12 protein-coding genes are annotated in these 13,231 nt (G+C 73.7%); 7 read left to right on the top strand and 5 right to left on the bottom strand.

Translation table 11 applies throughout. The features are described 5' to 3' along the window. Positions 1-194: 194 nt before the first annotated feature. The gene (locus FHS34_RS05690; RefSeq protein WP_184961797.1) at positions 195-965 is read left to right on the top strand and encodes a GNAT family N-acetyltransferase; all 771 of its coding nucleotides are present in this window, start codon (positions 195-197) and stop codon (positions 963-965) included. 4 nt (positions 966-969) lie between these two features. Here FHS34_RS05690 and FHS34_RS05685 read toward each other — a convergent pair whose 3' ends face one another. Then, complete coding sequence (locus FHS34_RS05685) at positions 970-1,368, bottom strand: MarR family winged helix-turn-helix transcriptional regulator (protein ID WP_221508652.1); 399 nt, start codon at positions 1,366-1,368, stop codon at positions 970-972. Between the two features lie 126 nt (positions 1,369-1,494). Here FHS34_RS05685 and FHS34_RS05680 point away from each other — a divergent pair, with 126 nt between their 5' ends. Beyond that, complete coding sequence (locus FHS34_RS05680; protein WP_184961793.1) at positions 1,495-2,556, top strand: ABC-2 transporter permease; 1,062 nt, start codon at positions 1,495-1,497, stop codon at positions 2,554-2,556. Between the two features lie 352 nt (positions 2,557-2,908). Next, positions 2,909-3,700: a putative protein N(5)-glutamine methyltransferase gene (locus tag FHS34_RS05675; protein WP_184961791.1), complete on the top strand. Its 792-nt coding sequence runs from the start codon at positions 2,909-2,911 to the stop codon at positions 3,698-3,700. Between the two features lie 19 nt (positions 3,701-3,719). On the opposite strand, the gene FHS34_RS05670 is transcribed toward FHS34_RS05675, so the two are convergent. Next, positions 3,720-5,798 (bottom strand): SpoIIE family protein phosphatase, encoded by a 2,079-nt coding sequence (locus FHS34_RS05670; protein WP_184961789.1) that lies wholly within the window; start codon positions 5,796-5,798, stop codon positions 3,720-3,722. 334 nt (positions 5,799-6,132) lie between these two features. On the opposite strand from FHS34_RS05670, the gene FHS34_RS05665 reads away from it, so the two are divergent. Next, positions 6,133-7,014 carry a hypothetical protein gene (locus tag FHS34_RS05665; protein WP_184961787.1) on the top strand — a complete coding sequence of 294 codons (882 nt, stop codon included), beginning with the start codon at positions 6,133-6,135 and terminating at the stop codon, positions 7,012-7,014. Between the two features lie 190 nt (positions 7,015-7,204). Then, positions 7,205-7,579 (top strand): hypothetical protein, encoded by a 375-nt coding sequence (locus tag FHS34_RS05660; RefSeq protein WP_184961785.1) that lies wholly within the window; start codon positions 7,205-7,207, stop codon positions 7,577-7,579. Between the two features lie 16 nt (positions 7,580-7,595). Here the strand turns inward: FHS34_RS05660 and FHS34_RS05655 are convergent, their stop codons facing one another. Next, on the bottom strand, positions 7,596-8,018 hold the full coding sequence (locus tag FHS34_RS05655; RefSeq protein WP_184961783.1) for a tautomerase family protein: 423 nt from the start codon (positions 8,016-8,018) through the stop codon (positions 7,596-7,598). Between the two features lie 161 nt (positions 8,019-8,179). On the opposite strand from FHS34_RS05655, the gene FHS34_RS05650 reads away from it, so the two are divergent. After that, positions 8,180-10,195, top strand: a complete 2,016-nt coding sequence (locus tag FHS34_RS05650; RefSeq protein WP_184961781.1) for an NADPH-dependent 2,4-dienoyl-CoA reductase — start codon at positions 8,180-8,182, stop codon at positions 10,193-10,195. 46 nt (positions 10,196-10,241) lie between these two features. After that, complete coding sequence (locus FHS34_RS05645) at positions 10,242-10,817, top strand: PadR family transcriptional regulator (protein ID WP_184961779.1); 576 nt, start codon at positions 10,242-10,244, stop codon at positions 10,815-10,817. 166 nt (positions 10,818-10,983) lie between these two features. Here FHS34_RS05645 and FHS34_RS05640 read toward each other — a convergent pair whose 3' ends face one another. Both FHS34_RS05640 and FHS34_RS05635 read right to left on the bottom strand, forming a co-directional pair. Continuing rightward, complete coding sequence (locus tag FHS34_RS05640) at positions 10,984-11,559, bottom strand: hypothetical protein (protein ID WP_184961777.1); 576 nt, start codon at positions 11,557-11,559, stop codon at positions 10,984-10,986. Between the two features lie 300 nt (positions 11,560-11,859). Further along, on the bottom strand, positions 11,860-12,831 hold the full coding sequence (locus FHS34_RS05635) for a fibronectin type III domain-containing protein (RefSeq protein WP_184961775.1): 972 nt from the start codon (positions 12,829-12,831) through the stop codon (positions 11,860-11,862). Positions 12,832-13,231 lie beyond the last annotated feature (400 nt).

Genomic DNA, 13,231 nt, shown 5'->3' with positions numbered 1-13,231 from the left:
GCGCCCCCTTCGTTGCGGCCGTATGAACTCTGTCCGGGCCCGGGAATAGCGGCCCGTCGCCGCTCCTTGCCGATCGGTGCCGGCGCCCGGCGCGCCGGCGAGAGCGCGCGAGACGCGCCGGTGAAGCGCGAGGGAAGTGAGGAGACGAGGATGCCCCAGGCGTACGTTCCCCAGGCCGTGATCGAGGTGGCCGCATGACCGTCGTGAGCGGCCCGGGCGGCCCCGGCCGGACCTCCGCCGGCGTTCCGCACGTCCTCGACAACCCGGCCCTGGCCTCGCTGACCGGCCCGCACGCCCACTTCGCCGAGCGGCGCGGCCGGGTGCTGCGCTACCCCGTCGACGTCTCGCCGTGGCTGGCGTTGCCCGACGACCCGGACGCGCGGGACTGGGCGGACCTCGCCGCGCTGGCCGGGCCCGGCGCCGGAGCCCCGCTGCCCGGCTTCCGCGGGGAGGTCCCGGAGGGCTGGGAGACCACCTTCCGGGCCGAGGGCGTACAGCTCGTGGACGACGGCCTCGCCGCCGCACCGGACCCGGAGGCGGTCCGCCTCGGGCCGGCGGACGTCCCCGAGATGCTCGGCCTGGTGGCGCGCACCCGGCCCGGACCGTTCCTGCCGCGCACCGTGGAGCTCGGCACCTACCTCGGCATCCGGCGGGACGGGGCGCTGATCGCCATGGCCGGGGAGCGGCTGCACCCGCCGGGCTGGACCGAGATCAGCGCCGTCTGCACGGACCCCGCCTTTCGCGGCGAGGGGCTGGCCACCCGCCTGATCCGGGCGGTCGCGCACGGCATCCGGGAGCGCGGTGAGACGCCGTTCCTGCACGCCAGTGCCGCGAACACGGGCGCCATCCGGCTGTACGAGTCCCTCGGCTTCCGGCTGCGCCGCCGCACGGCGTTCTTGGAGGTCCGGGCGCCGGAACGGCTGGCGGGCGGCCACGCGGCGGTGCCGGTGCCGCAGCCCGGGTGAGCCCTCACTCCGTGTCGGCGCCAGCCGGCCCCGCGTTGTACCGCTCCAGGTAGGCGGCGAACCGCACCAGGTCGTCCGCGGGCCAGTCCGCGAGCCGCTCCCGGAAGGCGGCCCGGCGGCTGCGGGTGACCTGGGCGAGGATCTCCTCCCCTGCCTCCGTCAGGTGCAGAACCTGCACCCGGTGGTCCTCCGGGTCCACCCGGCGCTCGATCAGGCCCGCCCGCTCCAGCGTCCCCACCTGGCGGCTCACCGTGGACTTGTCCAGGGCGTAGTGGGCCGCCAGGTCCGTGGCCCGGCAGCCGCCGCGCTCCTCCAGATGGCCGAGCAGGGTGTACGACACCAGGGACAGCTCGGGGTGCATGCGGCCCGCCGAGGCGCGGGCCCGGCGCGCGAAGATGGTCATCTCGCGCTGGATCGTCTCGACGGCCGACTCCGCTGCGCTCACGGGAATTCCTCCTCCGACGGTGTAGTTGTATAGTACAACTTGAAGTGAGAGTTGTATAAGCCAACCTTTGGAGGGCCGCGCACGATGAGGTCACCGGCACTGCGCCATGTGCTCATGCACCTGATCACCCCGCTGCTGATGTGCCTGGGCATGGGGCTCGCCTACATGGGGGCGTTCGTCACCCCCGAGCCGCACCACCTGCCGGTCGCCGTCGTCGGCAGCGCCCCGAAGGCCAAGGTTTTCGCACAGACGGTCAAGGACACCGCGGGGGACCGGCTCGACGTCCGTACGGTGGCCACCCGCGCGGACGCCGTCGGCCTGCTCAGGTCCCGCGAGGTGACCGGCGCCTATGTGCCGAGCACCCGCGCCCCCGAACTGCTGGTGGCGAGCGCCGCCTCCGACATGGGCGCCACGGCCGTGGAGAAGGTGTTCACGCCCGTCGCCGCCGCCGAGGGCCTGCCGCTGACGGTCACCGACGTCGCCGAGCCGGTCGCCGACGACCCCACCGGGCAGGGCCTGTTCTTCCTGCTGATCGCGGTCAGCATCGGTTCCTACGCCTCGGTCGCCGCGCTCGGCGCCGCGGGTGCGGGTCTCGCGATGCGGGTCCGGGCGCTGCTCGCCGTCGGCGTCGCCGCGGTGGTGAGCGGCATCGGCGCGGTGCTCGCCGGGCCGGTGTTCCACCTCGCCCACCACGACCTCGCGGGCGTGTGGGGCATGGCCTGGCTGTACTCGGCGGGCATCCTCGTCGTCGGCGTCGGCCTCCACACGTTCCTGAAGCGGTGGACCACCCTGACCATGATGGTGCTGTTCGTGATGCTGAACTTCACCAGTTCCGGCGGGTTGTTCCGGCCCGAGCTGCAGAACGGGTTCTTCGGCACCCTGCACGCCTTCTGGAACGGTGCCGGCTTCGTCGAGGGCCTGCGCAGCCTGCTGTACTTCGACGGCGACGGCCTCGCCCGGCACGTGTGGACCCTCGCGGTGTGGCTGCTGGCCGGCGCCGTGCTGACCGCGGCCGCCGCCCTCTACGAGCGCACCGGCCGCCCCCACCGGGCGGCCGCCCGGCCCCGGCCCGAGCCCGAGCGCGACGCCCGGCCGGCCGCCACGGAGGAGGCGGAGGAGGAGCTGGAGGAGACGGTCGCCGTCTGAAGCCTGCGCCGGCATCCCGACTCGGCGTGCACGGGGGCCGGTTCGCCGGCCGGCCGTCACGCCGTGGCCGGCGCGGCGGCACCCCGGACCGGAACGCCCACCAGGGCGGCGCGGCGCCGAACGGCCCGGGCGACGGGACCGAGTGCCGCCCTCGGGCGGATCACCGGCGGCCCGGGCCGTGGGGTAAAGTGCCCGAGCGGCCGCGGACGTTCGCGGCCCCTGTGCGAGGAGGTGGGAACCATCACCGCTGTGTCGGCCGGGGTGCTCTCTTCTCGTGACGACGCGGTACACCGGCAGCGGTGACCGCGGGAGCGCCCTGACGTTCTCGCGCTCCCGAAAGGCTTCGGCTTCCATGCCCGCTCCCGCACCGCTCACCTTGCCCGCGATCGTCTCCGTGCTGCGCGCCGCGGGCTGCGTCTTCGCCGAGGACGAGGCCGAGTTGATCCTCGCCACCGCCCGTACCCCCGAGGAGGCGGCCGGCATGGTGGACCGGCGCGCCGCCGGACTGCCGCTCGAACAGGTCCTCGGCTGGGCCGAGTTCCACGGGCTGCGCGTCACCGTGGAACAAGGGGTGTTCGTCCCCCGCCGTCGTACCGAGTTCCTGGTCGACCAGGCGCTGGCGGCGGCGCCGCACGCGACCGTCGTCGTCGACCTGTGCTGCGGTTCCGGCGCGCTCGGCGCGGCCCTCGCCCATGCCCTGGACGGCGCCGAGGTGCACGCCGCCGACATCGACCCGGCCGCCGTGCGCTGTGCCCGCCGCAACCTCGCCGCCTTCGGCGGCCGGACCCACCAGGGCGACCTGTACGAGGCCCTGCCCCCGGCCCTGCGCGGCCGTGTGGGCGTCCTGACGGCCAACGTGCCCTACGTCCCCACCGCCGAAGTGGCCCTGCTCCCGGCGGAGGCCCGCGACCACGAGCCGCTGGTCGCGCTGGACGGCGGCGCCGACGGCCTCGACGTGCTGCGCCGGGTGGCCGCCGGGGCCACCGACTGGCTGGCCCCCGGCGGCTGCCTGCTGACCGAGACCAGCGAACGCCAGGCCCGGGCGGCCGTGGAGACGTTCACCGCCGCGGGCCTGACGACCCGTCTGGCGGTGTCGCACGAGCTGCACGCCCATGTCGTGATCGGCGTACGGCCCTCGCCGTGAACCCGGGCGCGCGCGGCGACTACGGCAGGTGCTGCGCCCGGGCGATGAGCAGGGCCACGTCGTCGTGGTTGTCCGGGTGGTGCAGCGTGCGCAGGAGGTGGTCGCAGACATCCTCCAGGGGGCGGGCGGGGTCGTCGAGCAGCGACAGCAGGAAGGCCAGGCGCTCGTCCAGCGAATGGCGGCGGGTCTCCACCAGCCCGTCGGTGTAGAACACCAGCTCGTCGCCGGGTTCGAAGTCGACCGTGACGGTGAGGAAGCCGACCCCGCCCACCCCCAGCGGCACGCCGGTCGGCAGGTCGAGCAGTTCCGGCGGGCGGCCGGGCCGTACCCGGGCCGGGGGCAGATGGCCCGCGTTGGCGATCCGGCACTGGCGCAGATGCGGGTCGTGGACGGCGTAGACGCAGGTCGCGATGGAGTGGTCCAGGGCCGAGGTCGTCTTGTCCAGGTGCTCCAGCAGCCGGGCCGGATCGAGGTCGAGGGCGGCCAGGGTGGTCGTAGCGGTGCGCAGCCGGCCCATCGTGGCGGCCGCGCTGACCCCACTGCCCATCACGTCACCGACGACGAGCGCGGTCTTGTCCCCCTCCAGCGGAATGACGTCGAACCAGTCGCCGCCGACCTCGCTGGTGGCGCCGGCCGGCTGGTAGCGGGAGGCCACCTCCAGACCCGTGGTGACCGGAGGATGACTGGGCAGCAGGCTGCGCTGCAGCGTGAGCGCGGTGTTGCGGGCGTTCTGGTACCAGCGCGCGTTGTCGATCTGCACGGCCGCCCGGGCGGCCAGCTCGCGCGCCAGCAGGACGTCGTCCTCGTCGAAGGGGGCCGGGTTGCGGGTGCGCTTGAGATCGAGCGCGCCCAGCACCTGGCCGCGCGCGATCAGCGGCACCGCGAGGTACGAGTGCAGACCCGCCCGGCCGAGCAGCACCGCCGCCTCGGCGGAGCGGGCGATGCGCGGCAGGTCCTCGTCCTTCACCTGCGGCACCAGCACCGCCTCGCCGGTGCGCACGCACTCGGTGACCAGACGGTCGGGCGCGTACCGGGCGATCTGGCCGGGCGTGTCGGCGGCCCGTACGGCGTCCGAGCCCTCCTCCGGGCGCAGGGCGAGCGCCCGGATCACCGCGGACTCCGAGGGGCCCAGCGTGCTGGGCCGGCCCTCGACCACCGCGTCCAGCAGGTCCACGGCCGCCACGTCCGCCAGTTCCGGCACGGCGACCTCGGCCAGCTCGGAGGCGGTGCGTTCCAGTTCCAGCGTCGTGCCGATCCGGGCGGAGGCGTCGGCGATGACCGCGAGCCGGCGCCGCGCGGCCTCCGCCTCCACGGAGGCCCGGTGCTGCTCGGTGATGTCGACCAGCGACACGGCCACCCCGAGCACGTTGCCGAGGACGTCCTCCAGCCGGTACATCGAGTGCGACCAGGTGTGGTCCCGGTCCGGGTCGGCCGGGGTACGGCCGACGAGCGTGCCGCCGATCAGCGGCACCCCCGTCTCCAGCACCCCCCGGGCTGCCGCCTCCAGCGCCTGGGCGTTCAGCAGCGGCAGCACCTCGGGCAGCGATCTGCCCACGTGGTCGGCGGCCGGCACGCCGTTGATCCTCTCCAGGGCCGGATTGACGGAGACGAACCGCACGTCGGTGTCGAGCACGGCGTAGCCGATCGGGGACTGCTGCACCATCCGCTCGGACAGCGCCACGTCCTGCTCCAGCCGCCGTACGGTCGACTGGTCGGCGGCCAGCCCGAGCGCGTAGACGTCGCCCCGGTCGTCCAGCAGCCGCATGTTGCGGAACTCCACCAGACGGGTCGTGCCGTCCTTGTGCCGCACCGGGAAGCCGCCGGCCCAGCTCTGCCCGGTGCGCATCACGTCGGCGAAGAGCTTGCCGACCTGCTGGATGTGCCGTTCGTGCACCATCAGCCGGGCGGCGTACTGGCCGAGGGCCTCCTGCGCGGTGTACCCGAAGAGCTCCTCCGCCTGCGGGCTCCACAGCACGATCCGGCCGTCGGTGTCCAGCACCACCGACGCCACGCGCAGCACGTCGAGCAGGCCGCTGGGACGCACCGGACCGCGCGCCGGCTCGCCGCTCTCCGCCACCGGAGCCTCGGCTGCACTCATGCCACGCACCGCCTTCGCCCGTTCGCACGGCACGTCGTCCCCCGTGCCGACTCCCCTTGTTCTATCGCGCTCACACCCGACTCTCCGACGCCTTCGCCGTCTGTCTCCACCATCTCTCAACACGGCCGCGGGCGTCGCCGAAGTCGCCGCGCCGGTGGGGCGCCGCGGGGGCTCCTGCCGAGACCGTACAGCGCCGTCCCGCGGACCGTGAGAGTTCACGCTCATGTTGCTGCATTGGCCTGTACATGACTATCGCGCCACGCCAGACTGTCCGCCGACCGAGTGTCCCCGCCCGCGCACCCCGCGTACTCACCACCCCTTCGAGGAGTCCGCCATGCCCGCGTCCACCCGGCAACGTTGTCACGCAGTCCTCGCCGGACTCGTCACCCTCGCCACCGCCGCAGTCGTGTCCCTCGCCGCGGCCCCGCCCGCCGGCGCGGCCGGCACCTGGACGGAGACCGGCTCCGACCGCGCCGACCCGCTGACCGAGAGCCAGGGCCTGGCCTCGGTGGAGGTCCCGGCGAACAGCCCCAACCGGTACACCGGCATCGGCACGATCCCCTTCGGCGTCTCCAGCCGCGGCTGGAACCACGTCGGCGACCCCGACGCCTCGTACAACGGCTACTACATCGAGCCCTACCAGCGGGACTCCGGCAACTCGAAGATGTACCGCGTGCAGGCGCCCGGCGGCGCCTGGTCGGAGTACGTCCACACGCTCGGCGCGGGCGAGGCGCTGAACAACTCCTGGGCCGCCGTCTCGCCCGACGGCCAGTGGATGCTGTCCGGCGAGTGGGGCACGATGACCCGCCTGCTGGTCTTCCCGACCCCGGGCGTCAACCCGTCCACCTCCCCCTCGGCGAACCTCCCGCAGGTCTCGGCCGTCCGCCTGGACCACGCGGTCCGCGACGTCCAGGGCTGCGACTTCTCCGGCCCGGCCACCCTCCTGTGCTCCTCGGACGACCCCGAGGGCAGCCTCTTCGGCCTCACCAAGCCGCTGCTCCAGATCGACCTCTCGGCCGCGCCGAACGGCACGGCGGACGTCTCCGGGCACGTCACCGCCCTGCGTCAGCTGCCGCTGCGCAGCTCCTGCTCGGGCGCCTTCGAGGCGGAGGGCATCGACTACGACCGCCGCAGCGGCATCCTGCGCGTGATCGTGGTGTCCCCCGGCTTCTGTGTGCTCACGGACAGCAAGACGTACAAGTTCTCGCGTGGCTGAGGGCCGGCCGGGAGCGGGCACGCGCACGGCCGGAACGGCCGCGCGAGGCCCGGGCCCGCGAGCGCGGCCGAAGGCCGCGGATCGCGTGCGGCTGAGGTGTGCGCGGCGTCCGGTGGTGCTTTGCTGGGGATGGACGCGGTTCGGCGGGGTACCCCCGTTCCACCGCAGCGCGGCCACGAAAGGAGCGATCATGGCAGACACGGAGCGGTCGCATCCGGAAACCGTCTCGGTGGAGATCAGCGGATATTCCAAGGACGACGCCCGGCTCGTCTTCGAAGCGCTCAGCGCCTGCTTCGCCTCCGACCGGGCTCCCGAGGAAGTGCCCCAGCAGCTCCACGAGACCCGTCCGATGGTGTGGCTCGGCACCTATGACGTGGCGGACGCCCGAGGGCCCGGCTGCCCGCCGGTCCACCTCGACTCGCCCGTCCAGGCGGACGTCCAGGGCAGCTACTGGGCGGTGGAACGGTTCCGCCACACCCTGGACTCGATGTTCACCGTGCAGGAGACCTGCACGGCCTCCGGCGACCAGGAGCGGGACCTGCACCTGCGCCTGGAAAGCCGCTGAACCGCGAACGAGAGGCCTAGGGCCTTTCGGGCAGCGCCCCGGCCGGCTCGCCGTCGGCCGGGGCGTACTGTGCCAGCCCGTGGCCGAAGGACCAGTCGGCGGAACCGTTCTCGGTCAGGGTGACGAAGACGTTGCGCGGCTCGGTGCCCGTGCGCTCGTGCACCAGCTCGGCGATCCGCCGGTACATCGCCCGCTTGAGGTCCGCGTCGCGTCCGGCCCGCAGGGTGATCGCGACGAACACCAGCGAGTCGTCGCGGTGGATGCCGGGGTAGTCGCCGTGGCGCAGGGTGCCGGTCACGCCGTCGTGGCCGGTCAGCACCTGGAAGCGGTCCTCGGGCGGGATGCCGAGGCTCTCCACGAGCGCGTCCTGGACGGCCTGGCCGAGCGCGTCGAGACGGGCGGGGTCGGTACCGAGAGTGTCGATGCGGACGAAGGGCATGGCAGGGCGTCCTTCCAGGCGGCTGTTCGGGCTCAACTGAGTGTACATACTAGTAGTTACAGAGTGGCTGGAGTCACCCCCCGGCGGTTGTGCAACTAGTTGCATAAAGAGTGCTGCTTCCTCTACAACAAGAGGCGACGACACCGCGCACGGAGGGCCCGATGAGCCGATACCCGCACCTGATGACCCCGCTCGATCTGGGCTTCACCACCCTGCCCAATCGCGTGCTCATGGGCTCGATGCACGTCGGCCTGGAGGAGGCCGAGCGCGGCTTCGAGCGGATGGCGGCGTTCTACGCGGCCCGCGCACGCGGGGGAGTGGGCCTCATCGTCACCGGCGGCATCGCGCCCAACGACGAGGGACGGCCCTACGAGGGCGGCGCCAAGCTCACCACCGAGGCGGAGGCCGAGCAGCACCGGACCGTCACCGAGGCCGTGCACCGCGAGGGCGGACGGATCGCGATGCAGATCCTGCACTTCGGCCGGTACGCCTACCACAAGGACCTGGTCGCGCCGACCGCCCTCCAGGCCCCGATCAGCCCCTTCGTGCCGAACGAGATGACCGACGCCGACGTCGAGCGGACCATCGACGACTACGCCCGCGCCGCCCGCCTCGCCCGGCAGGCCGGCTACGACGGCGTGGAGATCATGGGCTCCGAGGGCTACCTGATCAACGAGTTCATCGCCGCCCCGACCAACCACCGCGAGGACCGCTGGGGCGGATCGTACGAGAACCGGATGCGGTTCCCCGTCGAGATCGTCAAGCGGGTGCGGGAGGCCGTCGGCGAGGACTTCATCATCATCTACCGGCTGTCCATGCTGGACCTGGTCCCGGGCGGCTCCTCCCTCAAGGAGGTGATCGCTCTCGGCAAGGCCGTCGAGGCCGCCGGGGCGACGATCATCAACACCGGCATCGGCTGGCACGAGGCCCGCATCCCCACCATCGCCACCTCCGTGCCGCGCGGCGCCTATGCCTGGGTCACCAAGAAGATCATGGGGGAGGTGTCCGTGCCGCTGGTGACCACCAACCGCATCAACACCCCCGAACTGGCGGAGGAGCTGCTGGCCGGGGGCTACGCGGACATGGTGTCGATGGCCCGCCCGATGCTCGCCGACCCCGACTTCGTCGCCAAGGCCGCCGCCGGGACGCCCGAGGCCATCAACACCTGCATCGGCTGCAACCAGGCCTGCCTCGACCACACGTTCAACCTCCAGATCACCTCCTGCCTGGTCAACCCGCGCGCCTGCCACGAGACGGAACTGGTGCTGTCCCCGACGCGGCTGAAGAAGCGCGTCGCCGTCGTGGGCGCCGGACCGGCCGGTCTGGCCTGTGCGGTGAGCGCCGCCGAACGCGGCCACGACGTCACGCTGTTCGACGCGGCGAGCGAGATCGGCGGCCAGCTCAACGTCGCCCGCAAGGTGCCCGGCAAGCAGGAGTTCGACGAGACCCTGCGCTACTTCCGCCACCAGCTCGACGCCCACGGCGTCGACGTCCGCCTCGACACCTGGGTGGAGGCCGGCGACCTGGCCGACTTCGACGAGGTCGTCGTCGCCACCGGCGTCACCCCGCGCACCCCGGACATCCCCGGCGTCGACCACCCCCGCGTCGTCGGCTACCTCGACGTGCTGCGCGACGGCGCCCGCGTCGGCGACCGCGTCGCGATCCTCGGCGCCGGCGGCATCGGCTTCGACGTCGCCGAGTACCTCACCGACGGCGGCGACAAGGCGAGCGAGGACCCGGAGACGTACTTCCGCCACTGGGGCGTCGACACGGCCTACCAGGCGCCCGGCGGCCTCGCGGCCCCCGAGCGGCCGGCGCCGCCGCGTCAGGTCCACCTGCTCCAGCGCAAGTCCACCAAGGTCGGCGCCGGACTCGGCAAGACCACCGGCTGGATCCACCGCACCGAGCTGAAGCACCGGGGCGTGACCATGGTGCCGGGCGTGCGCTACGACCGGATCGACGACGCCGGCCTGCACATCACCGTGGGCGAGGAGAGCACCGTCCTGGAGGTCGACACGGTGGTGCTCTGCACCGGCCAGGAGCCGCGCCGCGACCTGTACGAGGAGCTGGTCGCCGCCGGACGCAGCACGCACCTGATCGGCGGCGCGGACGTCGCGGCCGAGCTGGACGCCAAGCGGGCGATCAAGCAGGGTACGGAGCTGGCGGCGGCGCTGTGACGGCCGGGGCCCGTCCCCGGGACGAGCCCCTCCCTAGGATGAGCCCATGTCACTCCCGCACGCGATTCTCACCGCCCTGCTGGAAAAGCCGTCGTCGGGACTGGAGCTGACCCGCCGGTTCGACAAGTCGATCGGCTACTTCTGGTCCGCGACGCACCAGCAGATCTATCGCGAGCTGGGGAAACTGGAGGCCGAGGGCTTCATCCGCACGCTGCCGGCCGAGCAGCCGGCCCGTGGGCAGAAGAAGAGCTACGAGGTCCTGCCCGCGGGCCGCGCCGAACTGGCCCGCTGGACCGCCGCCGCGCAGGACCCGAAGACCATGCGGGACCCGCTCCTGCTGCGGCTGCGCGCGGCGGCCGTGGTCGGCACGGAGGGCCTGGAGTCCGACCTGAGCCGTCATCTGGAGCTGCACCGGCGGCAGCTGGCGAAGTACCGGGAGATCGAGGAGCGGGACTTCCCGCCGGACCGGGACGCCCCGCAGGACCGCTTGCGTCACCTGGTCCTGCGGGCGGGGATCGACCTGGAGACCTTCTGGACCCAGTGGCTGACCCACGCCCTGACGGAGTTCGGCGAACTGCCCGGGGCGGACGGGAACGGGAGCGGAGCGGACGACGCGCGCTGATCCGGTACGCAGGCGCAGGAGCCCTACGCCGCCTCGGCATCGGCATCGGCGCGCAGGCACCGGAGCCGGTACCTCCCCCTTCGGGGGCCGTACGTCCGCTCCGGTGCCGGTGGTGGTCCGCCACTGAACTGCCGGTGGTGGTCCGCCCCTGAACCGCTACGGACGCTCAGAGCCGGTACGGCTTCGAGCGGCGGCGCAGGACCCAGCCCGTGGCCACGACCCCGGCGCCGACCAGGGCCGCGCCGACGCCCAGGGTCAGGGGGCCGTAGTCGCGGGCGGCGCCGCCGAGACCGCCCATCACGCCCCGGGACGGAGCCGCGCCGGCCCCGGTCGTCGTCGCGGGAGCCGCGCTGGCCCTGGACGTCGTCGCGATCGTCGGTCTGCTGGACGCGGAGACGACCACCGACTGGCTGCCCGCGGTGCTGCCGCTGGAGCAGACCACGACCACGGTGTACGTCCCGGGGCTCACCCCCGTCCAGGCCGCGGACTGGCTCACGGACGTGCCGGCCAGGGGCGTCTGCCGGCCCTGGGAGAAGTTCGCCTGGCTGCTGGTGAGCAGGGCCGCGGTTCCCCAGCTGCCGTTGATCTGGGTGCACGCGCTGGTGACCACCGAGACCGTGGTGCCGGTGGTGCTGACGGAGATGCCCGAGGCCGCGGCGGACGGCCCGGCGAGCGCGGCCGGGAGCGCGGCGGCGGCTGCCAGGGTCAGGCCGGAGCGGAGCAGGAGTCGCGAGTTGTGCATGGGCTGGCCCTCCGGCGGCACGGTTGGCGGTACGTCCCATGCGCCGCCGAGGGTCGGGAAACGCCCGTGCTGCCTCAAACGCAGCCAACGCCCCGCCGGGCACGGGCGCACGCGGGAGGGACCCGGTCAGGTGACGGGTTCCCGCGTCCGGTGCAGGGCGTCCGCCGACGGCCCGCCGGCAGGGGGCTGCTGTCGCTCCGTCGGTACGCGGTGGCTGCCCGGTCCTCGGCCGGGGGGTTCTGCGGGCGGTCCGCCGGTGCCGGGGACCGCCGGCGGGCCCGCGGTGGAACGGTGCCGCCGTCAGCCGCCCGTGGTCACCGTCCGCTCGGCCGAGTAGCCGCCCCAGGTGCCGTCGGGCAGCCGCGCCCGTAGCCGTACCCGGTGCCGCTCCCCGGCCGAGGCGCCCGCGTAGAAGCTGTGGTGGGCCCGGCCGCGCGGCGGCGTGCCGCCCCAGACGAGCGAGGTGGCCGTGGTGCCGTCCAGCTGGATCTGGTACTCGGTGATCACACCGTCCGCCGGTGGCGGGTCCCAGGCGAGGTCGATGTAGTAGGCGCCGCCGGAAAGGCGGGTGGCGGCGGTGAAGCCGGTGGGCGCCGTGTTCCGGCCGTCGTCGCTGCCCGGCGTGGTGAGCCGGACCGGAGCGCCGGCGGGGGACAGGTTGTCGGCGGCGTCCCGGGCCCGCACGGTGAAGACGTAGCGGCCGCCGGGGCGCAACCCGGTGACGACGGTGGCGGTCTGGTTCCCGCCGACGCTGTGGATCTTCGCTCCGCCCTGGTACACGTCGTACGACACCACGCCCCGGTCGTCCCGGGACGCGCCCCAGGACAGCTGGACCGCGCGGCTGCCCACGACCCGCCCGGTGGTCCGCCCCGGCCGGGTCGGAGCCGAGCGGTCGGCCGCCGTCACGGGCGGCGTGCGCGCCTGCACCGCCTGACTGGGCGGTCCGAGCCGGCCCATGGTGTCCCGGGCCCGCACGGTGAACGCATACCTGGTGGACGGCCTGAGCCTGGTGACGTCCACCATGTGCTGCGCACCCGCTACTTCGGCCACCTTCGTGGTGCCGCGGTAGACCTCGTAGGAGCGGACGCCGGAGCCGTCGGGCGCCGCGTTCCACATCACGTGCACGCTCGTGGCGCTGCCCGCCGCGGCGGTGACCCCGGCCGGTGCGCCCGGCATGCGGCCCTCGCCGTCGTCGGCCCGGCTCCAGCCGCAGGACACGACCAGCAGCAGCGCCCCGCAGGCCAGGACGAGCGGAGGGGGAACGCGTCGCACGGCACTGCCCTCCCGGACGGCCTCGGCATCACGTAAAGGTCCGGACCAATATGGCCCGGCCGGCACGGCCACAGCAAGGGGGCCGCGTTGATGACCGGTCCCGGGCGTTACGTATGCTGGCTCTCCGCGGCTGAACTGCCCTGTAGGGAACGGGAGTTCATGCCTGAGGCGCGGACACGCTGTCGTCGCCGATCCCGCGCCGGCACGGGTGGCCCGGGGGTCCGGTCCGGTGCACGTTCCGGATCCCCGGCCCCTGTTGTTCCCGTCGCCGCCCCGTGAACCACCTCCGCCCGCTTTCGCCTGACGGGGTGTCGGGGGCGTGCTCCATCCGGCCCCGCCTCCCCTCATGGGGTGTCAAGGGCTGCTCCATCCGGCCCCTTAGCGGTGGCAGCCGTGGCCG

Origin of the sequence: Streptomyces echinatus (assembly GCF_014203595.1) — a bacterium.
In the GTDB taxonomy this organism is placed as follows: domain Bacteria; phylum Actinomycetota; class Actinomycetes; order Streptomycetales; family Streptomycetaceae; genus Streptomyces; species Streptomyces echinatus.
Note: the sequence above shows the minus strand (reverse complement) of the source record. Positions and strands in the feature narration are given on the sequence as shown.

Excerpts from the sequence above, each read along its gene's own strand:
- FHS34_RS05690 (WP_184961797.1), top strand. The coding sequence starts at position 195 with ATGACCGTCGTGAGCGGCCCGGGCGGCCCCGGCCGGACCTCCGCCGGC.
- FHS34_RS05685 (WP_221508652.1), bottom strand. The coding sequence starts at position 1,368 with ATGACCATCTTCGCGCGCCGGGCCCGCGCCTCGGCGGGCCGCATGCAC.
- FHS34_RS05680 (WP_184961793.1), top strand. The coding sequence starts at position 1,495 with ATGAGGTCACCGGCACTGCGCCATGTGCTCATGCACCTGATCACCCCG.
- FHS34_RS05675 (WP_184961791.1), top strand. The coding sequence starts at position 2,909 with ATGCCCGCTCCCGCACCGCTCACCTTGCCCGCGATCGTCTCCGTGCTG.
- FHS34_RS05670 (WP_184961789.1), bottom strand. The coding sequence starts at position 5,798 with ATGAGTGCAGCCGAGGCTCCGGTGGCGGAGAGCGGCGAGCCGGCGCGC.
- FHS34_RS05665 (WP_184961787.1), top strand. The coding sequence starts at position 6,133 with ATGCCCGCGTCCACCCGGCAACGTTGTCACGCAGTCCTCGCCGGACTC.
- FHS34_RS05660 (WP_184961785.1), top strand. The coding sequence starts at position 7,205 with ATGGCAGACACGGAGCGGTCGCATCCGGAAACCGTCTCGGTGGAGATC.
- FHS34_RS05655 (WP_184961783.1), bottom strand. The coding sequence starts at position 8,018 with ATGCCCTTCGTCCGCATCGACACTCTCGGTACCGACCCCGCCCGTCTC.
- FHS34_RS05650 (WP_184961781.1), top strand. The coding sequence starts at position 8,180 with ATGAGCCGATACCCGCACCTGATGACCCCGCTCGATCTGGGCTTCACC.
- FHS34_RS05645 (WP_184961779.1), top strand. The coding sequence starts at position 10,242 with ATGTCACTCCCGCACGCGATTCTCACCGCCCTGCTGGAAAAGCCGTCG.
- FHS34_RS05640 (WP_184961777.1), bottom strand. The coding sequence starts at position 11,559 with ATGCACAACTCGCGACTCCTGCTCCGCTCCGGCCTGACCCTGGCAGCC.